Consider the following 26368-nt stretch of genomic DNA (forward strand, 5'->3'; position numbering starts at 1 on the left):
TCAGGACTATAAGAGGGAGAATACATGAACAATTTACTTGTATTGCAATCGGATTTTGGTCTTGTGGATGGCGCAGTATCAGCGATGATTGGTGTGGCTCTGGAGGAGTCAGCTACGTTAAAGATTCACCATTTAACACACGACATTACGCCTTATAATATTTTTGAAGGTAGTTATCGTCTTTTTCAAACGGTCAACTACTGGCCAGAAGGGACAACCTTTGTTTCAGTGGTCGATCCGGGTGTTGGCTCTAAGCGGAAGAGCGTAGTTGCAAAAACAGCGCAAAACCAATACATCGTCACTCCAGACAATGGAACCTTGTCTTTTATTAAGAAACACGTTGGTATTGTGGCTATTCGGGAAATTTCTGAAGTCGAAAATCGTCGAAAGAATACCGAACACTCCTATACCTTCCATGGTCGTGATGTCTATGCCTACGCAGGAGCTAAATTGGCTAGTGGCCACATTACTTTTGAAGAAGTAGGGCCAGAATTAAGTGTGGATGAGATTGTCGAGATTCCAGTTGTGGAGACCACCTTTGGCGAAGGTTCTGTCAGCGGGGCTATCGATATTCTAGACGTTCGATTTGGTTCTCTTTGGACTTCTATTACTCGCGAAGAATTCCAAGAGTTAGAACCTCGATTTGGAGACCGTTTTGAGGTAACGATCTACAATAACGATATGTTGGTTTACCAAAATCAAGTGACCTATGGGAAGTCCTTTGCGGATGTTCGCATCGGTCAGCCGATTATTTATATCAATTCGCTCTATCGGGTTGGTCTAGCAATCAACCAAGGTTCTTTTGCCAAAGCCTACAATGTTGGTGTGGGTGCCCAGTGGCATATTGAAATCAAGCGTATTGAAAATTAGCGATTTGTAAAGAGGAGATAAACATGAAAAAAATATTTGATACAACTTTTACCATTAAAGAAGTCGTGGCAACTGGTATTGGTGCAGCGCTCTTCGTTGTAATTGGGATGGTCAGCATTCCAACGCCTGTTCCAAACACTAGCATTCAGTTGCAATATGCTGTCCAAGCTTTGTTTGGCGTTGTTTTTGGTCCAATCGTTGGTTTCTTAACAGGATTTATTGGCCATGCCCTAAAAGACTCCATCCAATCTGGAAACCCTTGGTGGACTTGGATCTTGGCTAGTGGTTTGTTTGGACTTGTAGTCGGTTTGCTTAAGAATTACCTACGTGTGGCTCAGGGAGTATTTGAATCAAGAGATATTATTACATTTAATGTTGTTCAGTTTGTGGCTAATGCCTTGGTATGGGTAGTCATCGCTCCACTTGGGGATATCTTGATCTATAATGAACCAAGTAATAAGGTCTTTGCACAAGGTGTTGTCGCAACTGTTGCCAATGGTCTGACTGTTGCAGTTGCCGGAACCTTACTTTTAATTGCCTATGCACGTACTCAGACAAAGAGTGGCAGCCTTAAAAAAGATTAAATCACGCGATAAGAATAAAAAGATCGAGAGATATCTCGATCTTTTTCTGTTAAAAATAAAATACTTTTTGCAATTTATATATTGCATTTTAAAAAATATATTGTATAATAGACTTATAAAAATGAAGGGAGAACCGATATGAAAAACATCAAAAATATTTATTCACCACTTATTTGGCTTGTTTTGGGTGTAATTTTTTTGGTTATAGGACTGAACAATCAAAATCATACTTTTCTTATTTTTGCTGGCTGTGATATTGCAATTGGTTGTGCACTTTTAAGCATAGCAACTAAGAAGAAAAATGATAAGGACGATGATCATGGCAAAAAATCTTAAGCTAAAGATGGCGCGAGTGGAGCATGATATGACTCAGGGCGACTTAGCAGATGCTATCGGAGTGACCCGCCAGACCATTGGCTTGATTGAGGCGGGTAAGTACAATCCCAGTCTCAGTTTATGCATAGCGATTTGCAAATGTCTCGATAAAACGCTGGATCAATTGTTTTGGGAGTAAAAATGTCCGGGGGACATTTTTAGCCTGAGCCGAAAAATACGAAAGCGAGGGAATGTCCGGGGAACATTTTTAGCCTGAAGCCGAAAAATACGAAAGCGAGGGAATGTCTGAGGGACATTTTTAGCCCGAGCCGAAAAACGCGGAAGCGAGGGAATGTCCGGGGGACATTTTTAACCTAAGCCTAAAAATGTGAAAGAAATGACCAGCAATAGTTGAAGAGCAATTTTCATACAAATGTTGAATAAGATGAAATTTTAAGTAAAAGAGGAAAACGCATATGAAATCTAAAAATAGACAAGAGATCTTTAAAGATGAGCGTACGGTACAGATTGAACATAAAATAGGAAATGAACTCGCTTTTTTAGCTATCATTCTATTACTTTTATCTATTTTTGTGAAACTCCTTTATTGGAGATTAGATTGGCAAGCTTATTTACCTGAAATTATCATTATTTTTACTTTAGAAATTTATGCTGGTGTACGCAGTTGGCAACTTGGCCTAGATATTAGGCGTAGTGATACAACTGGTAGTAGTAGAAGATTCAGAAGTCGTCTGGCTACAGGAATATTCCTAGCAGCTTCCTTCTTGCTTGTTCAAAATCTGAATGGAGACTCGAAAGAAAAACCATCATTTAGTCAGAATCCTGTTTTGCAATTTATTTTTATTTTAGTTTTGATAGTTGCCTTTTCTAGTATACTTGATCAACTGGTCAATTATTTTTATCGGAAGAGACAGATAAAATTAGAGCAAGAATTAGAAAATGATGAGAATTAGAATTAATGAATTTTTAATTTATAAATAAGAAAGTGAGTAAAAAAATGAAGAAGCAGCCTGTTTTAAAAGATGAACGAATAGAGAAATTGGACGGAAAAGTTGCAGGAGAATTAGTGTTAGGAATGTTTTTCTTCTTAGCTATATCTGTGTTTTTCAAAGTCTATATTCTCCGTCTAAGCTTGCTAGCTTATCTGCCAGAAGGGACTCTCCTTATCCTAGTAGGTCTCTATGCTTTGCTTCGTCGCTTAAGCCTAGGCATTGATGTTCGTGATATGGTGAGAGAGGAAAAATGGCCAGAACGTGTTGGTAGTGGAATTATTTTTGCTTTAATTCTTGTGGCTATTGATTTCTTTGGACAGCGAGAAAGTATGGCTAGCATGCTGAGTATGTTGTATCTGCTTAAGATGTTTTTTGCAATGGTTCTTTTTATATTTGGAAGCTTGACCATGGACAAGATTAGTCTTTTCCTAAACGGCAAACGTCAGGCAAAGTTGGATCAGGAATTGGAGGATGAAGAATGACTTGCTGGAAAAGATTGATGTGGGGTGGTTGTGCCTTCTTAGCCTTAGCCTTGTATGTGCTACCTATGGTATTTCAGCAGAAAGCAGAAACTTATCAAATTTCAAAACAGTGGACTATTGGCATAGGTATTTTGCTAATCTTCCTCGCTTTACTGGTCTTTATCGTGGTAGCAAAGAAGATTGGAATCTTATCTCAGTCTGGGAAAGTCTTTCAAAAAGGAGACGGGAAACGAATTTCTCTTAGCATCTTAGGCATGTTCCTTATATCTATCCTTGGAACTGCTTTATTACGGTGGCTAAATGGAGAAGTTACAACGGCTAATCAGGCGTCTTTGATAGAGGAGTTTAAAAGAGGAAATGGGATTTTGTTACCCATCATGCTTGGAGTTTTAGCACCTATTGTTGAAGAAATTATCTTCCGTGGAATCCTCCCACTAAAAATCTTTAAAGGCTATGAGGGATGGGGCTATATCGTAGGCGGACTCCTCTTTGCGCTTTTTCACGGGCCAACCAATATCGTGTCTTTTGTGATTTATGCTGTTTCTTCTGTGATTTTGACATTGCTGGCCTATCGAACTCGTCGCTTGGAAGTCAGTATTGCAGTTCACATGATTAATAATGGACTTCCTGCCATTATCATGTTGTTAATTGGTATTTTTGGAATGGAAGTATAGGAGCTTAAAATGAAGATATAACTAATTCATCGTCAAATTTTAGATGAACGTGAAGAGCAACTTGTCAATAAGGCTGGCATGGAGGCTTTTATTCTTTTGTTGTATGGTGCATTAGCCTTATATGCTGGTTCTGTAGCTATGAATGCTGGAGCCATTCACTATCAACCATTCTTGATCCTGATTGCGATTGCAGGTCTATATTTTCTCTGTCGAGCTCAATATCTAGGAGCTAATTATTACAACAGTTTCAGTCTGACTATCTGGGGTGTGCTACTTGCGACAGGATTTCTGACCCTCTTGATTGCTTGTCAGAATTTCCAACTGAATCATGCTATTTATCATAATAGTGTTTTTCACCCCATGTTTCTTTTGGCCATTTTGGTTACATTTTGCATTCATCTTCCCTTGATACTAGTGGCCAATATTTTCTTAGAGGCTATAAGCAAGAGTCAAAAGAAGCGTTTTGAACGCTATTTGAACCAACTTGAGGAAGAGTGAAGTATTTAGCGATTCAGATCTGCTATTTTCCAAACAAATTTTTTGCCCAGTTTTTTCAATCAGGTTATAATAAATAGATGAATTAAAAATTCAGAAAATTTTATAGAGAAAAGAGAGTTGAAATCTTATGGCAAAAGATATTCGCGTCCTACTTTACTACAAATATGTTCCGATTGAGAATGCTGAGAAATTTGCAGCTGACCACCTGGCCTTCTGTAAATCTATCGGTCTGAAAGGCCGTATCTTGGTGGCAGATGAGGGAATCAACGGAACGGTTTCTGGTGACTATGAAACCACTCAAAAATACATGGATTATGTGCATTCCTTGCCGGGAATGGAAGACCTTTGGTTCAAGATTGACGAAGAAAATGAGCAAGCCTTCAAAAAAATGTTTGTTCGCTACAAGAAAGAAATCGTGCACTTGGGCTTGGAAGACAATGATTTTGATAATGACATCAACCCTCTGGAGACGACAGGAGCTTACTTGTCACCTAAGGAATTTAAGGAAGCCCTCTTGGACGAAGACACTGTTGTTCTAGACACTCGTAACGACTATGAGTACGATCTGGGTCACTTCCGCGGAGCCATCCGTCCAGACATTCGCAACTTTCGTGAGTTGCCACAATGGGTCCGTGATAACAAAGAGAAGTTCATGGACAAGCGCGTGGTTGTTTACTGTACCGGTGGTGTTCGTTGTGAGAAATTCTCAGGCTGGATGGTCCGTGAAGGATACAAGGATGTCGGTCAGCTTCATGGCGGTATCGCGACTTACGGCAAGGATCCAGAAGTTCAAGGTGAGCTTTGGGACGGCAAGATGTATGTCTTTGATGAGCGTATCTCGGTTGATATCAACCATGTCAATCCAGTTGTGATTGGGAAAGACTGGTTTGACGGTACTCCTTGCGAGCGTTATGTCAACTGTGGCAATCCAGAGTGTAACCGTCGCATCCTGACTTCAGAAGAAAATGAAGACAAGTACCTCCGTGGCTGTTCTCACGAATGTCGCGTTCACCCTCGTAACCGCTATGTGGCTGAAAACGGCTTGAGCCAGGCAGAAGTGGTGGAGCGTTTGGCTGCGATTGGGGAAAGCTTGGAAACATTGGTAGCTCAGTAATAAGGAGAGATCCTAATGGAAAAATTTTGTGTTTATGGGAAATTAATGGCCCAAGAAGAAAAGGTGCAGGAACTTACTGCTTACATGCAAGAAGTTGTCAAAGAAATGCAAAATCTTGACACTTGTTTCTGCTATATCTTAGGTGAGAAGGCAGATGAACCCAACAGCATCTATATTTACGAAGTTTGGGAGAGCGAGCAAGCTCACAATGACAGTCTGACCTTGGAAGTTTTTCAAAATCTCATTGCAAAAGCTAGACCCATTATTGCAGGCATGGAAAATTTGCATAAGCTGACTATTTTTGATGGTAAGGCAAGTTTCTAAATTCCTAAGAAAAACTAAAAACTTTAGACGATTCAAACGTCTAAAGTTTTTTTATCATTTATCTACAGGTAAAAGTCTTGTTGGACAGAGATTTTGGAAAGCAGACTATTTCCGCCGATTCTTGGGGCATCTCGCGGATTATCACTTGATTTCTGGTTTTCTTTCCACAGTTCTGATTTTTTGTCCTTTCTTTTTGATGTGATATAATGAGCTTAATAAATGGGAAAGGAGCAAGTCTATGTCTAAAGCTATCATGGAAGAAGTGGCAACTTATCTGCGTCAGCATGCAGATGAAGAGCTGAGTCTGACTGATTTGTCTCAGTATTTCCATTATAGTCCTTCCCATCTATCCAGAACTTTCAAGAAAAAGATGGGCTTTTCTATCAAGCAATATGTGGAAGCTCTTAAGATGGAAAAAGGGATTCAGGAGATTGTAGAGGGCCGGCAAAATGTGACCGAGACCTCTATGGAAGCTGGTTATGATAGTCTAGGCAGTTTTTCTAATACGTTTAAGCGGCATACTGGACTTTCGCCTAAAAAATACTATCAAGAATCAACCAAGGCTTATGATTTTATGGTCAAACAGCTAGATGAGAAGGGAGCTTTGTTACATCAGGATCCCGACTGTAAAAGTGGCAATCGCTTGACCGTGGCGCTATCTTATCCTGAGGGCTATGAACCACGCATTAGCTGTGTCGGGCTTTTTAAAACCCGCATACCTAAAGAAGAGCCGGTTATCGGAGTAGCACTGAGTCAGGAGAGGCGGTTTACTTTTGAAAATGTACCGGATGGTCACTACTATCTTTTGGCCTGTGAATTGCTGGAGGATTTACGCCTGTCTAAAAACTATGTCTTGAAGCATAACTTTCGCTGGGGGAGCGATGAGCCTCTCACTTTTTCAGGCGATAACATCTATCAAGAGGAAATCAGCATGCGCAGGCCCTTGCCCAGCGATCCACCTATTACAGTTAATCTTCCAGTTTTAATCATGCGTTCCCTAGCCAAACAAGCGCAATTGAGAATAAGAAAATTTTTATCCTAATTGATAAACTGATGATAGAGATTTATTCTCAGTTATAAACAATTGGAGGAACAATAATGAAATTAGACGTGTTTTTAAGTTTTGATGGTCAGGCAGAAGAAGCTTTTCGTTTTTATGCGGACATTTTTCAGACTGAGATAAAGGGACTTGTACGAGCAAGTGAGATGATGGATCCAGCAAACCTTTCTGCAGAAAAACGAGATAAGATTGCCTGGATTGCTTTAGATACGGAAAACTTGACCCTGAATGGTGAGGATGTAGGTGTTTTTAATGACCTGTCTATTCCTAGCAATCATCAGCCCAATCAATGGTTGGTTATGAGCCCAGACAGTAGAGAAGAAGCCGATGAGCTCTTTGCTAAGCTTGCTGAAGGTGGGCAAATTCTCTATCCTTTAGAGGAACAAGCTTTCGCAGAGTTTTATGGCCGCTTGATTGACCGTTTTGGTATCGGCTGGGATGTGATGAAATGAGGTAGAAGGATGGCTTATAGTGAATCCTTAGCCCAGCAAGTCCGTGCCATTTTAGCTACTGAACTTCCTCCTCATGTTTTTGAAGAAGAGGTAGAAGAGAAGAAGATGTTTGGTGGTTTGGCTTTTATGGTCCGTGGTAAGATGACCGTTACTGTGAGTTCGAGAAGTCAAGAGCTTGTCATGGTGCGCATCGGTAAGGAACTGGAAAAGCAGGTTCTACCTAAAAATGGTGCTAGTGTGACGTTAATGAAGGGGAGGCTTTATCATGGCTATATTGATTTAGATGGCGAAGGACAAAAGGAACTGTCTTACTGGATCAAGCTAGCTTTGGCCTACAATCAGGAGTTGACCCTATCGTCTGAAGATTAATAGTAAAATAATAAAGAAGAGAGTCTAACTAAACTTTGATTTAACTGGTCTATCTTTTTAAGTACAAATTTTTATATGCTTTTGTGCTATATACCCCGTTAATCGAGAGTCTAGAAGATTATTAGACTTGCTAGTATAAAAAATGAGTTTTACCTTACTATGACTTACTCAGAATAAGCAAAAACTATCCCAATCTCATGATTTTAGGTATAATAGTAGCCAGAGGTGATCTTATGGGAATTCTAATATTTCTATTTCTTTTAGCTTTGATCTTTTTATTCTATTTTGTCGGTTTCATTATCAAGTTGATTCTAGGGATCGTTTTCTTTGTTACTGGTTTGGTGGTACTTTTATTCCTATTGGGTCGTTATCAAAAGTAGAGTAAGTGACTGCTATGAACCAATGGAAAATGAGAGGAGATCAATGTTAAAAATAGAGCAACCAATTACGATTATTTCATTTCTTTTTGATGATTTTGAGACCCTAGATTTGATGGGACCGGTAGAGTTTTTAGCTGCTTTACCCAATGTAGAGATGAACTATGTCTCCCTTACTGGTGGTCTGATTTCTAGTCGGCAAGGTTTTCAAATCATGACGGATAATTTTGAAAGCATACCTCCCAATTCTCTTCTCTTATTGCCTGGTGGCCAAGGTGTCAGAAAGATGGTGGAGGATAAGATTTTCCTATCTTCGCTAGAAAGGGCTGTTCAGCAAGCTGAGTTGGTTTTAAGTATTTGTACAGGAGCAGCTCTTTTAGCTCAGATTGGTCAACTCAAGGGGCGTAAAGCCACTAGCAATAAGCTTGCCTTGTCTTGGGTTGCTTCACATGATAGAGAAGTCCTTTGGCAAGACCAAGCACGCTGGGTCGTAGATGGGAAGTTCTACACTTCGTCAGGTGTCTCGGCCGGTATGGATATGTCCCTGGGCTTTGTAGCTGATTTTTGGGGTCAGGACTTGGCAGAAGAATTGGCTAAAAAAGCAGAATACGTGTGGCAAAACAAGGCTGACCAAGACCCCTTTTCTAGTAAATAAAGAGCAATCTGAGGAGATCGGATTGTTTTTTTAGTGATTGTGTAATTTGTACCGCTATGTCAAAATGAAGAATTAAAAATGGAAAAGCTTGTTTCAGATTCTAATTTTCCCCATAGCAATTTATGCTATAATATAGTTAAAATATGATAGGGGCATTATTTTATGAGTATAACATTTTCCATTTCGAATAAACGAGGTCTTCTAGGATTTCAAAAAGTTTTAAAAATCAGCGAATTACTTGGATTGGTCGACGGGCTTGAATCCCACCCGGCTCAGAAGGATTCTTTGACTCTTGGCTTGGATAAGCTTCCTTTGTTGAAGTGTTGGGCTCCTGCTAAGTCTGGTCGTTACATTGACTTAGAATATGACAAAACTCATAAAACTTATAATGTGAGGATTTTGATACCTTCAACACTTGCTGATTGGGAGTATGCCTTAACTTTGGTTTCTAAGCTATCAGCTTATCTGGGCACTAGTATTCATGATGAGCATGGCAGGGAATATAGTAGCTCAAGTGTATTAGCTTTCCCATATCAAGAAGATATACTCTTAGGCTTGGAGAACTTTCTAAAGTTAGGATATCCCTTAGTGTATCAAGATGGGGTTCGCAGGAGAATTGCCCTGAACCCTCAGATGGTGGAAGGATTCCTAAAAGAGGATAATCCTGCCCAGAGTTATAGTGATTTCTTTACACTTAGACAGTACCTCGACGCTTACGATGCGCAAAGTAAATTTTATGGGAATGAGCAGAATCAACAAATTTTAGGAGTATATACTCTAACTGCTGGTGTTGACACGATTCTACCCTTTGAACTTAGTCTAGCTCCGGAAGATGTAGAGTATATCGATGAGTCAAAATTAAGCTGGTGTTGCAATCTTGTGGGATGTGATGATACGGATCCAGATAATGTTGAAAAGTTCTTCTTTTATAAGAGAATTTCTTATTCAGATTTCTTGGAAAGGCTCCCTAAGGATATGGCTCAAGTATTTGATGGTGAGAAAATTTATGTTCCTGCTATGACTTTTGCCCAAATGAAAGATCTTTTTGACAGCTGTCCTGAGCTTGTGTAGGAGAGACGGGATCGTTCTACTCGATTCATTTAGCAAAGCCTTGTGAAAGATACTCTAAAATTTCTTCCAAGCAGTTTACTTGTCATATCAAGAAAAGCAATCTGTTCTATTCAGATTGCTTTTTGAGTTTATTGGAGATTACTTTTGTTAGGTTAGAGAGAAATGTTGAAACTTATCCGACCTTTCTTGTAAGAAGCCCAGATTCTCCCTTTGAAGAGACTGGTTAGATGTTGGGCCATGGAGAGGCCAATTCCATAGCCAGAAACGGCTTGGTTATTGTGGGAAGTTTCGGCTCGGTAAAAGCGGTCAAAGAAACGTTTGTAATCATTCTTTGTCCCAGCTGCATAGTCATTTGAAATTTCAATGCGAACTTTGCGCCTAAAGGATCGACGATTGTTGTAGGCCTTAATCATAATCGTTCCTTTATCATCGCAATACTTACGAGCATTATCCAAGAGAATGCTAATTAATTCGTAGCCTTCATCTTCTGACATCATGGCTTTTAAATCTGGCTGAACGTCTAGTTCTAGATATTTGTTTTCCTGCTGGATGAGGGATGAATGGTCTTTCCCAACTTTTTCAATCAATTCTGAGAGATTGACGCTGGTTAGCTCGAGATTTTCGTGTTCTTCCATCCGAGACAGCCTGATCAAGCGGGCAATTAGTTTGTTTAATCTTTCCGTTTGAGCCTTGGTACTTTCTGTCCATTCGTTTTCACCTGTCATCATCTCTTGCAGTTCAGTGTTGGCTGCGATAATGGCTAAAGGCGTTTTGAGTTCATGACCAGCATTGGTAATGAAAATACGTTGTTTTTCGTAGCTTTTTATATAAGGACGAATTACAATGCCAGAGACCAAGGCGATAATGAGCGTTAGGAAAAAGAGGCTTGCAAGAGCAATCCAGGTAGAAAATTGAGCTAAAATACTCCGTTCACGATTGTAGTTGGTCGTTTCTAAAAAGGCAACTAGGCGTTTTTGGCCTTTGCTACTAATTTGGTAGGAGAAGTAGCGATTGTTGGCTTGCATTTGGCCATATTTACCACCTGTTTTTAAGGCCTTTTGAGCCATCTGATAAATAGTATTTTCACTGAGTGATTGGATATTGCCTAGGTTGATGCTGGTAGTCTGCTTTGTTTGGCTGGCTGAGAAATATTGGAAGTTGTAAATAATACCTTCTTGGATGTTTTTATCGGTCAAGTCTTGCTTAATTTCTTCTGTCATGGGTAATTGGCCGTCATTATCTGTTAGTACAGACAAGACGGTTTGGATATTGCTCTCCGTTTGAGCGTAGACAGCAGAGTTAATCAAGAGCCAAAACATTCCCAAGATTAAGGCGACAACCAGAGTGGCAAGTCCGATAAAACGAAGCTGGAGCTTACGAAACATGATCCTTACCTGCCTTTTCAGTAAGTTGGAATGGACCAGCTTCATCGCCAAGGATTTCTAGATTAGAATGGACGCTTTTCAATTTTTGACGAAGGTAGGATACATAAATAAAAGCAAGCTCTTGGTCTGTTTCTTCATCTGACCAGACTCGTTCAAGGATTTGTCTACGACTCAGTTCTTTATCTGAGTTCTGCATGAAGTATTGGAGAAGTTTGAGCTCTTTTCCGGCTAAGCGGATACTATTGGAAGCACGAAGTTCCTGTTCGTCCAGATGAAGCTCGGTGTTGCCAATCTGGAGCTGAACAGGACTATAATTATCTGCTCGACGAGCCATTGAGCGGAGGCGAGCCAAGAGTTCTTTAAGAGAAAAGGGCTTGGTCAGATAGTCATCAGCCCCAGCATCTAGTCCATTCACTCGGTCATCGACCTCAGCCATGGCAGTCAGCATGATGACATGGGTGGTATTACCAGTTGCTCGGATTTCTTTGAGCGCCTCTAATCCAGTCATGATGGGCATCATAATATCAAGAATAATAACATTGTAGGTGTTTTGATTAGCGAGGTTCAAGGCCTCTTGGCCATTAAAGACACTATCAACTTGATAGCCGTCATGCTCAAGAGCAGCTAGGATAACACGGTTAAGTTGGGCTTCATCTTCAGCTAACAAAATTCTCATCACTTAGTCCTCTCTTTCGTTAGATTCTTGAATGAGATTGCGAATCGTCTGCATGGTCAAGTCGCAGGAAGCGAGTTCATCGGCACAGCGTTTTAGTTCCCGCTCGATCCGTTCTGGATTTTTGATCTCGTGCTTGTATTTCATCTGGTGCTCAAGGCTGGCCCAGGAGTCCATGGCAATGGTTCGTAGCTGGACCTCAATAAAGTACTTGCCTGGAGTCTTTCCATAGCAGTCAGGGTAGGGGGTCTCTACTTCTAAAATGAGGTGATAGGAGCGGTAGCCATTAGGCTTGACTTGATTGATGTAGTCTTTCTCCTTGAAGATATGAATGCCAGGCATTTGACGGATAAAGTCAATAATTTGGTAAATGTCATCCACAAATCCTGTAATAATACGAATGCCGATAGCATCCCGAATCTGTTTGAGAGCCGATTCAGCAGTCAGAGGTAAATTTTTTCGTTGGCATTTTTCTGCCATGCTGTCAGAGGTCTTAATACGGGCGTGAAAATGTTCATAGAGTTTGAAAGAAGTTGTTTTTTTGTGCTCTAATGCGGCTGTTTTGATTTTTTGAGTAAAGTCCTCTAGGATAAGAGGCAGGTACTGCTCGTAAGCTTCATAAATACTCGTCATGATTCTCTCTCTTTGCTTGCTTTAGTCTTTCTATTATACCACGAAAGACAGGTAAACATATCAGCCTTTAGCAGGAAGTGATTTACTTTAAGTTTTGTGAAAGGAAAGATTCGTCTTTTGTTCTGTTAATGCATGAATTTAATTGATAAAGCTGAAGGATCCAAGCTTTTTATGATACAATAGAAAGAACAAATGCGAAAGTGAAAGGAGTAGGCGTGATACTAGAAGAATTTGACCAAAATCCCAAAGCCATTATCAATCCTGAAGATTTGATTGAGCCTATTCCCGATTTTCCTTCAGTAGCAGTTTCCTGCTTTGCTAGAGAAACTTTCAAAAGACTCTTGGAAAATTTTAATCATGAGCTTATCACAACAACGAGTATGGCCAATATAGAGATTCCGATATACAGAGTTTTTGTGGCTGATCAGGAACTAGCTTTTTTTAATGCTCCGGTTGGTGCCTCGGCCTGTGTTGCCATTTTAGAAGATCTTATTGCTTTTGGAATGAAGAAGCTTGTCCTCTTCGGCACCTGTGGCGTGCTGAACGAGGATATTAGTGAGACTTCCATCATTGTGCCAACAGTTGCCATACGAGATGAGGGGACTAGTTATCATTACCAAGCAGCATCTGATGAAATTGTGGTGAATGATGGTCTGCAGGATTTTCTGCTAGAATTTTTAGATGAACGTGGCATTTCCCATAGTCGGGGCAAGGTTTGGACCACAGATGGTATTTACCGAGAGACAGCAGAGAAACTCTTAAGGAGAAAAGAAGCAGGAGCTATTTGCGTCGATATGGAATGTTCTGCTGTTGCTGCTCTGGCAGCCTTTCGTTCTGTAACTGTCTGCCAATTTTTCTATGCTGCTGACCATTTGTCAGAGGAAAAATGGGATATGAGAAATCTGTCCAATCATGCCGACTTGGATGAAAAAGATAAGATAGCAAATCTGGCGGTGCAAATCGCCCTAGCTTTATAATGAGAATACAATGAAACAACCTATAATTCAGTTTGAAAATTTCACTTTTCAATATCAGGCCCAGCTGGAGCCGACCTTAAAAGAGATTAATCTGACCATTTATGAAGGCGAAAAGGTCTTAATTGTCGGTCCTTCCGGGTCAGGAAAGTCAACTCTGGGCCAGTGTCTAAACGGTATCATTCCTAATATCTATAAAGGCCAAGCTAGCGGTCACTTAAAGGTTCAGGGACAGGATGCCTTTGCGTCTAGCATTTATGACAAGTCCAATTTAGTCAGTACAGTTCTACAAGATACAGATGGTCAATTTATTGGTCTCAGTGTGGCGGAAGACTTGGCTTTTGCTTTAGAAAACGACATGGTTGAATTACCCGTCATGAAAGAAAAAGTTCAGCATTGGGCGGAAAAATTAGACTTGGTGAACTTACTTCAGCATCGGCCTCAGGATTTGTCTGGTGGTCAAAAGCAGCGGGTCAGCCTGGCAGGTGTCTTAATTGATGAGAGTCCCATTTTGCTTTTTGATGAACCATTAGCCAATCTAGATCCGAAATCTGGCCAGGATGCAATTGATTTGATTGATCAGATTCACAAGGAAGCTGGAACGACCACTATTATTATCGAGCATCGTTTAGAGGATGTCCTTTATCGCTCAGTAGACCGTTTGGTCTTGGTCAATGATGGTCGGATTCTCTTTGATGATCACCCCGATCTTTTGCTGAAGACAACTTTACTGGCTGAAAATGGGATACGAGAGCCCCTCTATCTGACCACCTTGCGCCAGCTAGGTCTCGATATAGCTGAGATGGATCATTTGTCTGATCTGGCCAGTCTAGAGTTACCAGTTTTGCCATTTTCAAAAGAGGCTGTTGTAGAGGCGACTCAAGAAAGGGATTCTAACCTATTTTCCGTTGAGCATATCAGTTTTTCTTATGGCAAGCGACCTGTTTTGCAGGATATTTCTCTTGAGATTGCTAAGGGAGAACGTATTGCTATTGTCGGCAAGAACGGGGCTGGTAAGTCCACTCTAGCTAAGGCTTTCTGCCAATTTATCCAGACAGAGGGTTCCTACAGCTGGCAGGGCAAGGATATCAAGGGTGATTCTATTAAGGAGCGAGCGGAACGGATAGGCTATGTACTACAAAATCCTAATCAGATGATTTCAGAAACCATGATTTTTGATGAAGTTGCCCTAGGTCTTCGCTTGCGAGGCCTCCCTGAGGAGGAGATCGAAGAGCGAGTCTTGGCAGTTTTGAAGACTTGTGGTCTGTATGAATTTAGGAAATGGCCTGTTTCAGCCCTGTCTTTCGGTCAGAAGAAGAGGGTGACCATAGCATCTATCTTGGTCTTAGGGCCAGAAGTGATCCTGTTAGATGAGCCAACGGCGGGCCAAGATCAGCGCAATTATACGGAAATTATGAACTTCTTGGATGAGCTGAATCAAAAGGGTCATACGATTATCATGATTACCCATGACATGCAACTGATGCTGGATTATTCTGACCGTGCGATTGTAATAGTGGATGGTCAGGTTTTGGCGGACAAATCACCTGCCCAAGTACTGACTGATAAAGATTTGATTGCGACAGCGAATCTGAAGGAAACCTCCATTTTTACTCTGGCTAAGAAGTTGGGAGTTGACCCTCTAGCTTTGACAGAGTTTTATATGAAAGAGAAGGGAGCAAGCCATGTTTCAAGATAAGAAAATCATTGGTTATCATGCTGGAACTGGCTTTGTTCATAGTCTGTCAGGTGCCAGTAAATTATTATTTTTCATCCTTGTGTCTGTAGCAGCCATGATTAGCTATGATACGCGACTTTTGCTAGTGATCGCTATCCTATCTCTGTCACTTTTTCGTTTGTCAGGAATTCGTCTGCGAGATGTTAGCTTTGTCTTGGTTTTTGCAGGAGTCTTTGCCATCCTCAATATACTGATGGTTTATCTCTTTGCGCCCCAATATGGCCAGGATATTTATGGGAGCAGTACGGTTCTGCTGGATGGTCTCGGTATTTATAATGTTTCCTTACAAGAATTGTTTTATCTCTTCAATCTATGTTTGAAGTACCTCTGTACGATTCCTTTGGCAGTTATTTTTCTAATGACAACACATCCCAGTCAATTTGCTTCCAGTCTCAATCAGATTGGTATTCCTTATAAAATCGCCTATTCTGTCAGCCTTACCCTCCGCTATATTCCAGATTTACAAGAGGAATTTTATCTGATTAAGATGTCACAAGAGGCGCGTGGTTTAGAATTGTCGAGCAAGGCCAAATTGAGCCAGCGGATTAAGGGGAATTTACAGATTATTATTCCTTTGATTTTTAGCTCTTTAGAACGAATCGAAACGATTGCGACAGCCATGGAACTCCGCCGTTTTGGAAAAAATAAAAAGAGAACCTGGTATACCTACCAAGCCTTTACCAAGTTAGACATCCTTGTTATTACTTTGTCTCTAGCTTTTTTGTTGATTAGTTTAGGTTTATTCTTTGTCAACCATGGACGATTTTATGATCCTTGGAGATAGGATGAAGGAAAGTAAAATATGGATATTTACGCTTATCAAAGACCTTTGGGGAAAATAGAGGATGCGCCAGACTTGAAGAAAGCCTTTATTAAAATTTATGAAGAAAAAACACACCAAGAAGTAGTTCGATTTTGCCAAGTATATGCCACGTATCTTTCGGAGCTAACTGCTTTTGCATTTACAAAGGAGATGAAACAGGCTCTTACTGCTATGGATGACTGGCTAGCAGGGGAGAGTTCCTATCATGCCGCTAGAAATCTGAGCTTTGAGATTTCACGTTTAGCAAAAAAGGAAGAAGATGTAGTTAAAGTGAGATTCTATCGAACTATGGCTCAGCTTGTAGCTAGTCCCCATGTTAAATATCACGGCCTTTGGGCAGCGGATTTTGCTATTACCTTGATAAACAAGATGTATCCAGGTGATTTTGATGCTGTTAAAAAAGAACGGCTGAAGCAAATTGAATTATTGAAGATGACATAAAAAACCAGGCATCCTTGCCTGGTTTTTCTTCTTATAATGGTCTTTTGTTTGGCATGCCGGCTTTGCGGGGGTATTTATTGGGGGTTTCTTTCTTCTTTTCTACCACTGTGATAAAGCGGGGATCGCCGTTTGGTAGGGCATAGCTGAGGTTGTCTTGGACCTTGCTAAAGAGTAAGTTGAGAGCATTTTTTGCTTCGTCCAGTTCCTCTGGAGCATTGGAAGCCTTGAGTGCCAGCAATTTCCCGCCAACTTTTAGATAGGGAATGGTCAGTTCAGACAGGACTTGCATGCGAGCGACTGCACGGGCAGTGACCAGGTCAAATTGAGCTCGAAAGGCCTTATCCTGAGCAAAGTCTTCTGCACGACCGTGGTAGAAGTGAACCTTGTCTAGCTCCAGCTCTTCAGCCAGCAGTTTGAGGAAGTTGATTCGTTTATTGAGCGAGTCAATGATAGTCACATCTAGCTGAGGGCAGATAATTTTCATAGGGAGACTTGGAAAGCCAGCACCAGCACCGATATCCAGCAGCTTAAGTTCTTGATTATCAATCAGGCCTTGCAAAACGGGGGCAATTGAATCATAGAAATGCTTGAGATAGACTTCATTTTTCTCAGTGATAGCTGTCAAATTGATTTTTTCATTCCATTCGACCAAGAGTTCAAAATAACGCTCAAACTGGTCTTTCTGGCGGTCGGTCAGCTCGATCCCCTGCTGGCTCAATAGCTGGTAAAATTCTTGCGGTGTCATAGTTTCATCCTTGTCTGTCAATGTTCATTCTATTATATCATAAAAAGGAGACCTCAGTTCAAGAGGGGATCTTTTACATCATTCCGGATTAATCTTAGAAACATATTTGAGCTCCTTTATTGCGGGTTGGCGGTAGAGAAAGAGAGCGCTAATACTGATACAAAATCCTGCAAGGATGAGAAGAAGTCCATAACCTCGGCCACTTCCTGTTCCGATGATGGAGCCGAGCCAAGTGGCTAATGCTCCTTTTGGGAGGAGGAGTGGTTTAAAGAAGCTATCGGCCACCCAGCCCATGCTGGCATAGGCGATGACGTAACCGAACTGAGAGATGATTCCGATTGTCCCCCAGGCTTTCCCTTGCTCACTCTTATCTATATTTAAGCGAATCAAATAATCAATAGCCGTATTCGCAAAAGGCAGAGACATAAACAGTAAGAAGCCAAAAAAGCAAATCCAGACTAGGTTTTCTTTACTGCCCATACCTGCCATAAAGATTCCCAATAAACCTAATGACAGACTAAGAATCAAATGAAAATGCCTTTTAATGGAAAAGATTCCTAAGATAAGTCCGCCAAGGAGCATACCGCTACTGGAAATGGCGATGGTCCAACCAACTTCCTGACTAGAGGCAAAGCCCAGAATCATAGGAGAAAGCAAAATCTCAACAGTCCCTAGAAAGAAAGAGAAAGCTGTTCCCAGTAAAACCAAGAGCCAGATTCCTCTTTTTTCATGGATAATCTGAAAGCCTCGTATAAATTCACTCCAGAAAGGATGAGGTGTAGACTTTCTCGGACTTTTGATGTGACGGCGAGCGATCAGGCTACAAATAACAGTCACAAAAATAGTTGAAAAATCAATTAAGAGGATCTGACCGATTGTCCCCCGAGCTAAGATCAGTCCAGCGAGACTAGGGGAAATGAGGTAACGAGCAATGCCGTTGATCTGTGAGAGACCGGTTGCCTTGGAAATCTGATCTTCCGGAACCAGGTCGGAAATGGTGGCTCGAAAAGCTGGGTTAACCAAAGCAGAAAATACGGAACTAATTGCTGCACCAAGGCAAATCTGAGGTATGGAAGGTTGATGAACCTGTAAACTAAAGTAAATCCAGAGAACTCCCAGACCTGATAGACCATCACCCAGAGCCATTAGAAGACGACGGTCATAACGATCGGCTAGAATCCCTGCCAAGGGAGTCATCAAGAGCCCAGGTAAAAAAGCACAAAGGGTAACTAGGGCAGAAGAAGCAGCTTGACCAGTCAGCTGGTAGATGTAAATTCCTAGTGCAAAAGAGGTCATACCTGTTCCGATTTCCGAAATAAAAGTTCCTAGCCATATCAGTAGATAGATCTTAAAGCCACTATATTTCATAAGGAGCCTCCTTTAGTGGATTAATTGTTCTAAAGAAGCAAAATACCCTTCTTTTGTTTGAAAAATTTTCTCTAATAGGTAGATGAAAGCTTGAATTTTATGATTTTTTTCTGCTTGGTCAAATTTTTGGAAGGAGCTGTTAAAAATCTGCAAGGAGTAAGTTAGCATCATCTCGATACTCTCATAAGGATAAGCCGTTCGCATCTCGCCTGTTTGAAAGCCTTCTTGAAAAAGGGGATAGAGGATTTGAGGGACTTTGCTCAATAAGATTTGATTGGTTTTTTCGTGAAGAAGTGCGTTTTGGGGCGCGTGTAAGTGGTCTAAAAGTTCTTGGCCATCTTTTTGCATATTCAATGAAGCTAGAGCACCCATTAATCTTTCAAGTATTGGAAGTTGTTTTTGCTCCACCCAAATGCGCACTTGCTCAAAAGATCGATCAATCCAACGTTCAATGATGGCATCCATAATCTCTTCTTTTGAGGTAAAGTAATAATAGAGGGTTCCTTTTGCAATCTGGGTTGCATCTAGAATCTGAGCGATAGATGTTTGGTCAAACCCTTGTTCGATAAACATTTTTTCTGCTACATCTAAGATAAATTCTTTTTTATTTGCCATGAGAAACTCCTAAATTTATCTACCGACCGTCGGTCGATCATTTTCTATCTACAGAATACTCTTTTTGGAAAAGATTGTCAATAATTTAGCCACTTCTTCAAAATTTTGATATAATGACTACAACAGTAGATTTTCTGTTTATTTATATTTCTTAGGGATGGGGACTTACAGTGGCTATTCCATTCCTACAATGTTGTTAAAAAGGAGACTTCTTATGTCATTTATTATTACTATTGCAGTTGTTGTCGTTATAGTCTTGTTTGTGATTTCTGTTTATAATTCGCTTGTTCGGGCACGGATGCAGACACAAGAAGCATGGAGTCAGATCGATGTTCAACTTAAGCGTCGGAATGACTTGCTTCCTAACTTGATTGAAACTGTTAAAGGTTATGGGAAATATGAACAAGCTACTTTAGAAAAAGTGACTCAGTTGCGTGCTCAAGTTGCGTCTGCTTCTTCACCTGCTGATGCGATGAAGGCCAGCGATGCCTTGACTCGTCAGATTTCAGGAATTTTTGCTGTTGCAGAAAGTTATCCTGATTTGAAGGCAAATGAGAATTACTTGAAGTTGCAAGAAGAATTGACAAACACTGAAAATAAGATTTCTTACTCACGACAGCTTTATAACTCTGTTGCTGGTAACTATAATGTGAAGTTGCAAGCTTTCCCAAGTAATGTTATTGCAGGAATGTTTGCCTTTAGACCTGCTGATTTCTTGTCTACTCCTGAAGAAGAAAAAGCTGTGCCTAAAGTTGATTTTGGTAGCAATGGTTTAGGTGAGTAATATGTTATTTGAACAAATTGCTGCAAATAAAAGGCGGACCTGGTTTCTCTTGGTCGCCTTCTTTGCTCTTTTAGCTCTTATCGGAGCAGCTGCGGGCTATCTTTGGATGAATTCTCCTTTGGGTGGGATGATTATTGCCTTCATTATTGGACTTATTTATGCTATCACGATGATTTTTCAATCTACCGAGGTAGTCATGTCCATGAATGGTGCTCGACAAGTGTCTGAGCAAGAAGCACCTGAACTTTACCATATTGTTCAAGATATGGCGATGGTAGCTCAGGTTCCAATGCCTAGGGTTTATATTGTGGAAGATGATTCTCCCAACGCTTTTGCGACGGGATCTAATCCTGAAAATGCTGCTGTCGCAGCGACAACTGGTCTTTTAAGACTGATGAATCGCGAGGAATTAGAGGGTGTCATAGGGCATGAAGTTAGTCATATTCGCAACTATGATATTCGTATTTCAACCATTGCAGTCGCCCTGGCTAGTGCCATTACCATGATATCGAGTGTTGCTGGCCGGATGATGTGGTACGGTGGAGGACGAAGAAGGAATGATCGTGATGATGATAGTGGTCTTGGTCTTTTGATGTTAGTCTTTTCATTAATTGCTATTATATTAGCCCCTTTGGCAGCTACCCTGGTTCAGTTGGCCATTTCCCGTCAACGTGAATTTTTAGCAGATGCTTCAAGTGTTGAGTTGACTAGAAATCCTCAAGGAATGATTAGAGCCCTGCAAAAATTGGATAATAGTGAGCCCATGCACCGCCATGTAGATGATGCTAGTGCGGCCTTGTATATTAGCGATCCGAAGAAAAAAGGTGGCCTGCAAAAACTTTTCTACACTCACCCACCGATCTCTGAGCGGGTAGAAAGATTAAGAAAAATGTAAAAACTGGGGTTTTTCTCAGTTTTTTATTTTGACAATGTTTCAAAGTTGGAGAGGAGTTATTTGTTGATTGTATGGTCAGTGTTACAGACAAAAATACTTGTCATAATAAAAAAGGATGAGATTCGCTTATGAACTGTGTAGGTGTTAAATACCTGGTATGTGCAGTTCTTTTCTTTGGCCAAGGAAGATAAAAAGATTAGATATCTTTTATTTGGCGGATTTAAGCAGTAAGTCTTTCAAAACATCGTATTTTCAGATGTTTTAGTATCGAATTTAATAGGATGGAATCACTGAGAAATCTTTTGTTGCCAGCTCTTAACATAACTGTAAAATAGGACTAGTATATTAAAAATAGAATTTTATTACATATATGCAAGTGAGGTATGCTTATCGTAAAGTCGTCGGGAAAAATTTTAAAAATCATTAGAGAATCAAAGAATATGTCCCTCAAAGAAGTGGCGGCAGGTGATATTTCTGTTGCCCAGCTGTCTCGATATGAACGAGGTATTAGTAGCCTTACAGTTGATTCTTTTTATAGTTGCCTCAGGAACATGTCTGTCTCTTTGGCTGAATTTCAGTATGTTTATCATAATTATAGGGAAGCTGATGATGTTGTATTGTCTCAAAAACTTTCTGAGGCTCAGCGTGAGAATAATGTCGTTAAATTAGAAAGTATTTTAGCTGGTTCTGAAGCCATGGCTCAAGAATTTCCAGAAAAAAAGAACTACAAGTTAAATACCATTGTAATCAGGGCTGCCTTAACGACCTGTAATCCAGACTATCAAGTCAGTAAGGAAGACATTGAGTTTTTGACAGATTATCTCTTTTCTGTTGAAGAATGGGGCCGCTATGAGCTTTGGATCTTTACAAACAGTGTGAACCTATTGACCTTAGAAACACTGGAAACTTTTGCCAGTGAAATGATTAATCGCACTCAATTTTACAATAACCTGCCGGAGAATCGTCGACGGATTATTAAGATGTTACTTAATGTTGTAGGTGTTTGTATAGAGGACAATCATTTACAAGTAGCTATGAAATTTCTTAATTATATTGATAATACAAAAATCCCTGAGACGGATCTTTATGACCGGGTGCTGATCAAATATCATAAGGCCCTTTATTCTTATAAAGTCGGCAATCCTCATGCTCGGAATGATATTGAACAATGTTTGTCAACTTTTGAATATTTAGATTCTTTTGGTGTTGCTCAAAAACTCAAAGAACAATTTGAGCGAATTCAGCTAACAGTAGTTGCAGATTTGCAAATAGAATAGAACCTCCTCTGAAAAAGATTAAAATAAGGGTAAAACTTTATACTATTTTCAGAAGGAGGTTTTATGATGGAGAAAAAAGTTCATTATAAAATGCATAAGGTTAAGAAGAACTGGGTAGCGATTGCTGTTACCTCCCTGGCTCTTCTTGTGGCTCCAAAGGCCTTGGGGATTGAATCAGGTGTGATCTATGCGGATGATGCTAATCAAGTGGCCGATGTAAAAGAACAGTCCGCTGTTCAGAGCAAGGACTCGGAGCAAACTACTTCAGACAAAGCAACGGACTCTTCGCAACTGGAAGTAAAAGAACAGGCTTCTTCTAGCAAAGAAACCTATCAAGCTAGTGCGGCAACCAATCCAACAGCTAACGAACAGACGACGCAACAGAATAAAGAAGTTGAAACTTCAAGAACTGACTCCAGACATGAATTGACTCAGAAAACGAGTGATGACTCTTCTGAAAAGAGCGGCTCCTCTCAAGAGCCTAAAGTAGCCGATCAGGCTGAGTCAACTGACAAAGCTCAAGATGCATTACAGGCTAAACAAGATAGTAGAGCCAATGATCAAGAAGAAACTACCGAAAATGTAGCAAAAGCTACCGTTTCTGACAAGATTATAGCGACTCCAAAGAAAGGGCGTTTGCCAGAACCAGCCCAAAGAAAAGAATCAATAACCGAGAAAATGCTGGCTGCTCAAGCACAAGCTGCGCCGGTAAATACTGAGCATGATGACGATGTGTTGGCCCATATCAAGACGATTGATGGCAAGAAATACTATGTTCAGGATGACGGCACAGTTAAGAAAAACTTTGCAGTTGAGCTCAATGGAAAAATTCTTTATTTTGATGCAGAAACCGGGGCTTTGGTTGATTCAAATGAATATCAGTTCCAGCAAGGAACCAGCAGTCTCAATAATGAATTCACCCAAAAGAATGCTTTTTATGGTACGACTGACAAGGATATTGAGACTGTAGATGGCTATTTGACAGCAGATAGCTGGTATCGTCCAAAGTTCATCTTAAAAGATGGAAAAACATGGACTGCCTCGACAGAAACAGACTTGCGTCCCCTTTTAATGGCTTGGTGGCCTGACAAGCGGACTCAGATTAATTACCTCAACTATATGAATCAAGAAAATTTGGGGATTGGCGCTTTTGAAAGCAAGACCGAGCAAGTTCTTTTAACAGATGCTGTTCAGCAAGTGCAGCGAAAAATTGAAGAAAGGATTAGCAAAGAAGGCGACACAAAATGGTTGAGAACGCTGATGAGTGCCTTTGTCAAAACTCAGCCAAATTGGAATATTAAGACAGAATCTGAAACAACTGGGACGAACAAGGACCATCTGCAAGGTGGAGCCCTACTCTATACAAATAGTGATAAGACATCTCATGCCAACTCTAGATATCGTCTGCTTAACCGCACTCCAACCAGCCAGACCGGTACGCCTAAATACTTCATCGATAAGTCAAATGGTGGTTATGAGTTCCTATTAGCCAATGATTTTGATAACTCTAATCCAGCTGTTCAAGCTGAGCAGCTAAACTGGCTCCACTATATGATGAACTTCGGAAGTATCGTGGCCAATGATCCAACTGCTAACTTTGACGGAGTCCGAGTTGACGCAGTGGATAATGTCAATGCAGACTTGCTTCAGATTGCCTCTGACTACTTTAAGTCCCGCTACAAGGTTGGAGAAAGTGAAGAAGAAGCCATCAAGCATCTATCTATCTTGGAAGCTTGGTCAGATAACGACCCTGATTATAATAAGGATACTAAGGGTTCTCAACTAGCAATTGATAACAAGCTTCGTCTATCCTTGCTTTATTCGTTCATGCGTAAGCTTTCTATCCGTAGTGGAGTAGAGCCAACGATTACGAATAGTCTGAATGACCGTTCTACTGAAAAGAAAAATGGCGAGCGGATGGCCAACTATATCTTTGTTCGGGCTCATGACAGTGAAGTACAAACTGTTATTGCTGATATCATTCGGGAAAATATCAATCCAAACACGGATGGTTTGACCTTTACCATGGATGAGCTCAAGCAAGCCTTCAAGATCTACAACGAAGATATGCGAAAGGCGGACAAGAAGTATACGCAGTTCAACATTCCAACTGCACATGCTCTCATGCTCTCCAATAAAGACTCCATCACTCGGGTCTACTATGGCGACCTCTATACTGATGATGGCCAATATATGGAGAAAAAATCTCCTTACTACGATGCCATTGATGCCTTGTTGCGGGCTCGGATTAAGTATGTAGCTGGTGGCCAGGATATGAAAGTCACCTATATGGGTGTACCTCGTGAGGCTGATAAATGGTCATACAATGGTATTTTGACTTCTGTTCGCTACGGTACTGGTGCCAATGAAGCAACGGATGAAGGAACAGCAGAAACTCGTACTCAAGGGATGGCAGTTATTGCTTCTAACAACCCTAACCTGAAACTGAACGAATGGGATAAACTGCAAGTCAATATGGGAGCAGCCCATAAGAATCAATACTACCGTCCTGTGCTCTTGACGACCAAAGATGGGATTTCCCGCTATCTAACTGACGAAGAAGTGCCACAATCGCTCTGGAAGAAGACGGATGCCAATGGTATTTTGACCTTTGATATGAATGATATCGCAGGCTACAGCAATGTCCAAGTTTCTGGTTATCTGGCTGTTTGGGTCCCAGTTGGTGCTAAAGAGAATCAGGATGCTCGTGTAACAGCTAGCAAGAAGAAAAATGCTAGCGGTCAGGTTTATGAATCTAGTCCTGCTCTTGATTCGCAGCTGATTTACGAAGGCTTCTCTAATTTCCAAGACTTTGCAACTCGCGATGACCAATATACCAATAAGGTCATTGCTAAAAATGTTAACCTCTTCAAGGAATGGGGAGTGACTTCATTTGAGTTGCCACCTCAGTATGTATCTAGCCAAGACGGTACATTCCTAGATTCTATTATCCAAAATGGTTATGCCTTTGAAGATCGCTATGATATGGCAATGAGCAAGAACAATAAATATGGTTCTTTAGATGACCTGCTCAATACTCTCCGTGCTCTTCACAGTGTTAATATCCAAGCTATTGCGGACTGGGTGCCAGACCAAATCTACAACCTGCCAGGCAAGGAAGTGGTAACGGCAACTCGTGTCAACAACTACGGAACCTATCGTGAAGGCGCAGAAATCAAAGAAAAACTTTATGTGGCTAATAGTAAGACCAATGGGACCGACTACCAAGGCAAGTATGGTGGAGCCTTCTTGGATGAGCTTAAAGCTAAATATCCAGAAATCTTTGAACGAGTACAAATTTCTAACGGCCAAAAGATGACGACTGATGAGAAGATTACCAAGTGGTCGGCTAAGTACTTCAACGGAACCAATATCTTAGGTCGTGGTGCTTACTATGTTCTTAAAGACTGGGGAAGCAAAGAATACCTGTCTAACAAGAATGGAGAGACAGCATTACCTAAACAGCTGGTCAATAAAGAAGCTTCCACAGGATTTGTAAAAGACACAAATGGCTTTAAGTTCTATTCAACTAGTGGTAATCAAGCTAAAGACACTTTTATCCAGGATGAAAATGGCAATTGGTATTACTTTGATAATCAAGGATATCTAGTAACAGGAGTTCGTGAGATTGATGGCAAGCAGCTTTACTTCATGAAGAATGGGGTTCAGTTGCGTGATGCTTTACAAGAAGATGAAAATGGCAATCAGTACTACTATGATAAGACTGGTGCCAAGGTTCTCAACCGTTACTACACTTCTGATGGCCAAAACTGGCGTTATTTCGATGCTAATGGTGTTATGGCTAGGGGTCTCGTCAAGATAGGAGATGGCCAGCAATACTTTGACCAAAATGGTTATCAAGTTAAGGGTAAGGTTGTACGTGCTAAGGATGGCAAACTTCGATACTTTGACAAGGATTCAGGAAATGCTGTCATCAATCGTTTTGCTCAGGGTGACAACCCAAGTGATTGGTACTATTTTGGAGCAGACGGAGTCGCTCTAACAGGCCTTCAAAAGATTGGTCAGCAAACCCTCTACTTCGGCCAAGATGGCAAGCAGGTCAAGGGTCAAGTAGTGACACTAGCAGATAAGAGCATTCGTTACTTCGATGCCAATTCAGGCGAGATGGCCGTCGGCAAGTTTGCAGAAGGTGCTAAAA

Annotated in this window: 29 protein-coding genes and 1 pseudogene; 24 read left to right on the forward strand and 6 right to left on the reverse strand. The window is 40.8% G+C overall.

Annotation, left to right across the window (positions count from 1 at the left end; all coding sequences use genetic code 11):
- The first annotated feature begins 24 nt into the window (after window positions 1-24).
- The 15 genes from AWH02_RS05275 to AWH02_RS05345 all read left to right on the forward strand — a co-directional run bounded on the left by AWH02_RS05275 (window position 25) and on the right by AWH02_RS05345 (window position 9858).
- Window positions 25-870, forward strand: a complete 846-nt coding sequence (locus AWH02_RS05275) for an SAM hydrolase/SAM-dependent halogenase family protein (protein ID WP_060553019.1) — start codon at window positions 25-27, stop codon at window positions 868-870.
- 23 nt (window positions 871-893) lie between these two features.
- Window positions 894-1454 (forward strand): ECF-type riboflavin transporter substrate-binding protein, encoded by a 561-nt coding sequence (locus tag AWH02_RS05280; RefSeq protein WP_060553018.1) that lies wholly within the window; start codon window positions 894-896, stop codon window positions 1452-1454.
- 138 nt (window positions 1455-1592) lie between these two features.
- Window positions 1593-1790: a hypothetical protein gene (locus AWH02_RS05285; protein WP_045634269.1), complete on the forward strand. Its 198-nt coding sequence runs from the start codon at window positions 1593-1595 to the stop codon at window positions 1788-1790.
- Complete coding sequence (locus AWH02_RS05290; RefSeq protein ID WP_045505738.1) at window positions 1774-1968, forward strand: helix-turn-helix transcriptional regulator; 195 nt, start codon at window positions 1774-1776, stop codon at window positions 1966-1968. Before AWH02_RS05285 ends, AWH02_RS05290 begins: the two co-directional genes overlap by 17 nt.
- A gap of 277 nt (window positions 1969-2245) precedes the next feature.
- Window positions 2246-2743, forward strand: a complete 498-nt coding sequence (locus AWH02_RS05295; RefSeq protein ID WP_060553017.1) for a DUF6773 family protein — start codon at window positions 2246-2248, stop codon at window positions 2741-2743.
- A gap of 44 nt (window positions 2744-2787) precedes the next feature.
- Window positions 2788-3264 carry a DUF6773 family protein gene (locus AWH02_RS05300; protein WP_060553016.1) on the forward strand — a complete coding sequence of 159 codons (477 nt, stop codon included), beginning with the start codon at window positions 2788-2790 and terminating at the stop codon, window positions 3262-3264.
- A complete protein-coding gene (locus tag AWH02_RS05305) occupies window positions 3261-3938 on the forward strand; it encodes a CPBP family intramembrane glutamic endopeptidase (protein WP_060553015.1) in 678 nt (225 codons plus the stop codon). The genes AWH02_RS05300 and AWH02_RS05305 overlap by 4 nt, the downstream gene beginning before the upstream one ends.
- Window positions 3939-3962: 24 nt before the next feature.
- Window positions 3963-4436: a DUF6773 family protein gene (locus tag AWH02_RS05310; protein WP_223358662.1), complete on the forward strand. Its 474-nt coding sequence runs from the start codon at window positions 3963-3965 to the stop codon at window positions 4434-4436.
- Between the two features lie 127 nt (window positions 4437-4563).
- Entirely contained in the window at window positions 4564-5550 is a 987-nt protein-coding gene (gene trhO, locus AWH02_RS05315; RefSeq protein ID WP_060553014.1) for an oxygen-dependent tRNA uridine(34) hydroxylase TrhO, read from the forward strand.
- A 15-nt stretch (window positions 5551-5565) separates the two neighbouring features.
- Window positions 5566-5874, forward strand: coding sequence for a putative quinol monooxygenase (locus AWH02_RS05320; protein WP_060553013.1), 309 nt, complete (start codon window positions 5566-5568; stop codon window positions 5872-5874).
- Between the two features lie 238 nt (window positions 5875-6112).
- Window positions 6113-6916 (forward strand): helix-turn-helix transcriptional regulator, encoded by an 804-nt coding sequence (locus tag AWH02_RS05325; RefSeq protein WP_060553012.1) that lies wholly within the window; start codon window positions 6113-6115, stop codon window positions 6914-6916.
- Window positions 6917-6972: 56 nt separating this feature from the next.
- Window positions 6973-7386 (forward strand): VOC family protein, encoded by a 414-nt coding sequence (locus AWH02_RS05330; RefSeq protein WP_060553011.1) that lies wholly within the window; start codon window positions 6973-6975, stop codon window positions 7384-7386.
- A gap of 9 nt (window positions 7387-7395) precedes the next feature.
- Entirely contained in the window at window positions 7396-7755 is a 360-nt protein-coding gene (locus AWH02_RS05335; protein WP_060553010.1) for a TfoX/Sxy family protein, read from the forward strand.
- A 423-nt stretch (window positions 7756-8178) separates the two neighbouring features.
- On the forward strand, window positions 8179-8787 hold the full coding sequence (locus AWH02_RS05340) for a DJ-1/PfpI family protein (RefSeq protein WP_060553009.1): 609 nt from the start codon (window positions 8179-8181) through the stop codon (window positions 8785-8787).
- A gap of 162 nt (window positions 8788-8949) precedes the next feature.
- Entirely contained in the window at window positions 8950-9858 is a 909-nt protein-coding gene (locus tag AWH02_RS05345; protein ID WP_060553008.1) for a DUF4299 family protein, read from the forward strand.
- A 152-nt stretch (window positions 9859-10010) separates the two neighbouring features.
- On the opposite strand, the gene AWH02_RS05350 is transcribed toward AWH02_RS05345, so the two are convergent.
- From AWH02_RS05350 to AWH02_RS05360, 3 genes are read right to left on the reverse strand one after another with little or no spacing between them, the layout of a single operon-like run.
- Window positions 10011-11243, reverse strand: a complete 1233-nt coding sequence (locus AWH02_RS05350; protein WP_060553007.1) for a sensor histidine kinase — start codon at window positions 11241-11243, stop codon at window positions 10011-10013.
- On the reverse strand, window positions 11233-11919 hold the full coding sequence (locus AWH02_RS05355) for a response regulator transcription factor (protein WP_060553006.1): 687 nt from the start codon (window positions 11917-11919) through the stop codon (window positions 11233-11235). Before AWH02_RS05355 ends, AWH02_RS05350 begins: the two co-directional genes overlap by 11 nt.
- A gap of 3 nt (window positions 11920-11922) precedes the next feature.
- A complete protein-coding gene (locus tag AWH02_RS05360) occupies window positions 11923-12549 on the reverse strand; it encodes a GTP pyrophosphokinase (RefSeq protein ID WP_060553005.1) in 627 nt (208 codons plus the stop codon).
- Window positions 12550-12764: 215 nt separating this feature from the next.
- Between AWH02_RS05360 and AWH02_RS05365 the strand changes: the two genes are divergently transcribed.
- From AWH02_RS05365 to AWH02_RS05380, 5 genes and pseudogenes are all read left to right on the forward strand, one after another.
- The gene (locus tag AWH02_RS05365; RefSeq protein WP_060553004.1) at window positions 12765-13526 is read left to right on the forward strand and encodes a nucleoside phosphorylase; all 762 of its coding nucleotides are present in this window, start codon (window positions 12765-12767) and stop codon (window positions 13524-13526) included.
- Window positions 13527-13536: 10 nt separating this feature from the next.
- Window positions 13537-14388: pseudogene (locus AWH02_RS11310) on the forward strand (ATP-binding cassette domain-containing protein); the annotation flags it as partial.
- Window positions 14368-15222 carry an energy-coupling factor ABC transporter ATP-binding protein gene (locus AWH02_RS11315; RefSeq protein WP_398576919.1) on the forward strand — a complete coding sequence of 285 codons (855 nt, stop codon included), beginning with the start codon at window positions 14368-14370 and terminating at the stop codon, window positions 15220-15222. The pseudogene AWH02_RS11310 and the gene AWH02_RS11315, both read left to right, overlap by 21 nt.
- Window positions 15209-16045: an energy-coupling factor transporter transmembrane component T family protein gene (locus tag AWH02_RS05375; protein WP_060553002.1), complete on the forward strand. Its 837-nt coding sequence runs from the start codon at window positions 15209-15211 to the stop codon at window positions 16043-16045. Before AWH02_RS11315 ends, AWH02_RS05375 begins: the two co-directional genes overlap by 14 nt.
- 18 nt (window positions 16046-16063) lie before the next feature.
- Entirely contained in the window at window positions 16064-16525 is a 462-nt protein-coding gene (locus AWH02_RS05380; protein ID WP_060553001.1) for a putative immunity protein, read from the forward strand.
- Window positions 16526-16556: 31 nt separating this feature from the next.
- Here the strand turns inward: AWH02_RS05380 and rsmG are convergent, their stop codons facing one another.
- From rsmG to AWH02_RS05395, 3 genes are all read right to left on the reverse strand, one after another.
- Window positions 16557-17270, reverse strand: coding sequence for a 16S rRNA (guanine(527)-N(7))-methyltransferase RsmG (rsmG, locus tag AWH02_RS05385; protein WP_060553000.1), 714 nt, complete (start codon window positions 17268-17270; stop codon window positions 16557-16559).
- Window positions 17271-17348: 78 nt separating this feature from the next.
- Window positions 17349-18638, reverse strand: coding sequence for an MFS transporter (locus tag AWH02_RS05390; protein ID WP_060552999.1), 1290 nt, complete (start codon window positions 18636-18638; stop codon window positions 17349-17351).
- A gap of 12 nt (window positions 18639-18650) precedes the next feature.
- The gene (locus AWH02_RS05395) at window positions 18651-19253 is read right to left on the reverse strand and encodes a TetR/AcrR family transcriptional regulator (RefSeq protein WP_060552998.1); all 603 of its coding nucleotides are present in this window, start codon (window positions 19251-19253) and stop codon (window positions 18651-18653) included.
- Window positions 19254-19467: 214 nt separating this feature from the next.
- Between AWH02_RS05395 and AWH02_RS05400 the strand changes: the two genes are divergently transcribed.
- From AWH02_RS05400 to AWH02_RS05415, 4 genes are all read left to right on the forward strand, one after another.
- Window positions 19468-20037 (forward strand): LemA family protein, encoded by a 570-nt coding sequence (locus AWH02_RS05400; RefSeq protein ID WP_008808499.1) that lies wholly within the window; start codon window positions 19468-19470, stop codon window positions 20035-20037.
- Window position 20038: 1 nt separating this feature from the next.
- A complete protein-coding gene (gene htpX / locus AWH02_RS05405) occupies window positions 20039-20932 on the forward strand; it encodes a zinc metalloprotease HtpX (RefSeq protein WP_048777459.1) in 894 nt (297 codons plus the stop codon).
- 383 nt (window positions 20933-21315) lie between these two features.
- Complete coding sequence (locus AWH02_RS05410; RefSeq protein ID WP_081041913.1) at window positions 21316-22209, forward strand: XRE/MutR family transcriptional regulator; 894 nt, start codon at window positions 21316-21318, stop codon at window positions 22207-22209.
- A 63-nt stretch (window positions 22210-22272) separates the two neighbouring features.
- Window positions 22273-26368 (forward strand): glycoside hydrolase family 70 protein (locus tag AWH02_RS05415; protein ID WP_236708894.1); only part of this gene is annotated, 4096 nt, incomplete at its 3' end.

It is taken from the genome of Streptococcus gordonii, assembly GCF_001553855.1.
Lineage (GTDB): Bacteria > Bacillota > Bacilli > Lactobacillales > Streptococcaceae > Streptococcus > Streptococcus gordonii.

Excerpts from the sequence above, each read along its gene's own strand:
- AWH02_RS05335 (WP_060553010.1), top strand. The coding sequence starts at position 7,396 with ATGGCTTATAGTGAATCCTTAGCCCAGCAAGTCCGTGCCATTTTAGCT.
- AWH02_RS05305 (WP_060553015.1), top strand. The coding sequence starts at position 3,261 with ATGACTTGCTGGAAAAGATTGATGTGGGGTGGTTGTGCCTTCTTAGCC.
- AWH02_RS05330 (WP_060553011.1), top strand. The coding sequence starts at position 6,973 with ATGAAATTAGACGTGTTTTTAAGTTTTGATGGTCAGGCAGAAGAAGCT.
- trhO (WP_060553014.1), top strand. The coding sequence starts at position 4,564 with ATGGCAAAAGATATTCGCGTCCTACTTTACTACAAATATGTTCCGATT.
- AWH02_RS05375 (WP_060553002.1), top strand. The coding sequence starts at position 15,209 with ATGTTTCAAGATAAGAAAATCATTGGTTATCATGCTGGAACTGGCTTT.
- AWH02_RS05285 (WP_045634269.1), top strand. The coding sequence starts at position 1,593 with ATGAAAAACATCAAAAATATTTATTCACCACTTATTTGGCTTGTTTTG.
- AWH02_RS05395 (WP_060552998.1), bottom strand. The coding sequence starts at position 19,253 with ATGGCAAATAAAAAAGAATTTATCTTAGATGTAGCAGAAAAAATGTTT.
- AWH02_RS05275 (WP_060553019.1), top strand. The coding sequence starts at position 25 with ATGAACAATTTACTTGTATTGCAATCGGATTTTGGTCTTGTGGATGGC.
- AWH02_RS05280 (WP_060553018.1), top strand. The coding sequence starts at position 894 with ATGAAAAAAATATTTGATACAACTTTTACCATTAAAGAAGTCGTGGCA.
- AWH02_RS05380 (WP_060553001.1), top strand. The coding sequence starts at position 16,064 with ATGGATATTTACGCTTATCAAAGACCTTTGGGGAAAATAGAGGATGCG.
- AWH02_RS05320 (WP_060553013.1), top strand. The coding sequence starts at position 5,566 with ATGGAAAAATTTTGTGTTTATGGGAAATTAATGGCCCAAGAAGAAAAG.
- AWH02_RS05390 (WP_060552999.1), bottom strand. The coding sequence starts at position 18,638 with ATGAAATATAGTGGCTTTAAGATCTATCTACTGATATGGCTAGGAACT.
- rsmG (WP_060553000.1), bottom strand. The coding sequence starts at position 17,270 with ATGACACCGCAAGAATTTTACCAGCTATTGAGCCAGCAGGGGATCGAG.
- AWH02_RS05290 (WP_045505738.1), top strand. The coding sequence starts at position 1,774 with ATGGCAAAAAATCTTAAGCTAAAGATGGCGCGAGTGGAGCATGATATG.
- AWH02_RS05410 (WP_081041913.1), top strand. The coding sequence starts at position 21,316 with ATGCTTATCGTAAAGTCGTCGGGAAAAATTTTAAAAATCATTAGAGAA.
- AWH02_RS05295 (WP_060553017.1), top strand. The coding sequence starts at position 2,246 with ATGAAATCTAAAAATAGACAAGAGATCTTTAAAGATGAGCGTACGGTA.
- AWH02_RS05325 (WP_060553012.1), top strand. The coding sequence starts at position 6,113 with ATGTCTAAAGCTATCATGGAAGAAGTGGCAACTTATCTGCGTCAGCAT.
- AWH02_RS05350 (WP_060553007.1), bottom strand. The coding sequence starts at position 11,243 with ATGTTTCGTAAGCTCCAGCTTCGTTTTATCGGACTTGCCACTCTGGTT.
- AWH02_RS05400 (WP_008808499.1), top strand. The coding sequence starts at position 19,468 with ATGTCATTTATTATTACTATTGCAGTTGTTGTCGTTATAGTCTTGTTT.
- AWH02_RS05360 (WP_060553005.1), bottom strand. The coding sequence starts at position 12,549 with ATGACGAGTATTTATGAAGCTTACGAGCAGTACCTGCCTCTTATCCTA.
- htpX (WP_048777459.1), top strand. The coding sequence starts at position 20,039 with ATGTTATTTGAACAAATTGCTGCAAATAAAAGGCGGACCTGGTTTCTC.
- AWH02_RS05355 (WP_060553006.1), bottom strand. The coding sequence starts at position 11,919 with ATGAGAATTTTGTTAGCTGAAGATGAAGCCCAACTTAACCGTGTTATC.
- AWH02_RS05340 (WP_060553009.1), top strand. The coding sequence starts at position 8,179 with ATGTTAAAAATAGAGCAACCAATTACGATTATTTCATTTCTTTTTGAT.
- AWH02_RS05300 (WP_060553016.1), top strand. The coding sequence starts at position 2,788 with ATGAAGAAGCAGCCTGTTTTAAAAGATGAACGAATAGAGAAATTGGAC.
- AWH02_RS05345 (WP_060553008.1), top strand. The coding sequence starts at position 8,950 with ATGAGTATAACATTTTCCATTTCGAATAAACGAGGTCTTCTAGGATTT.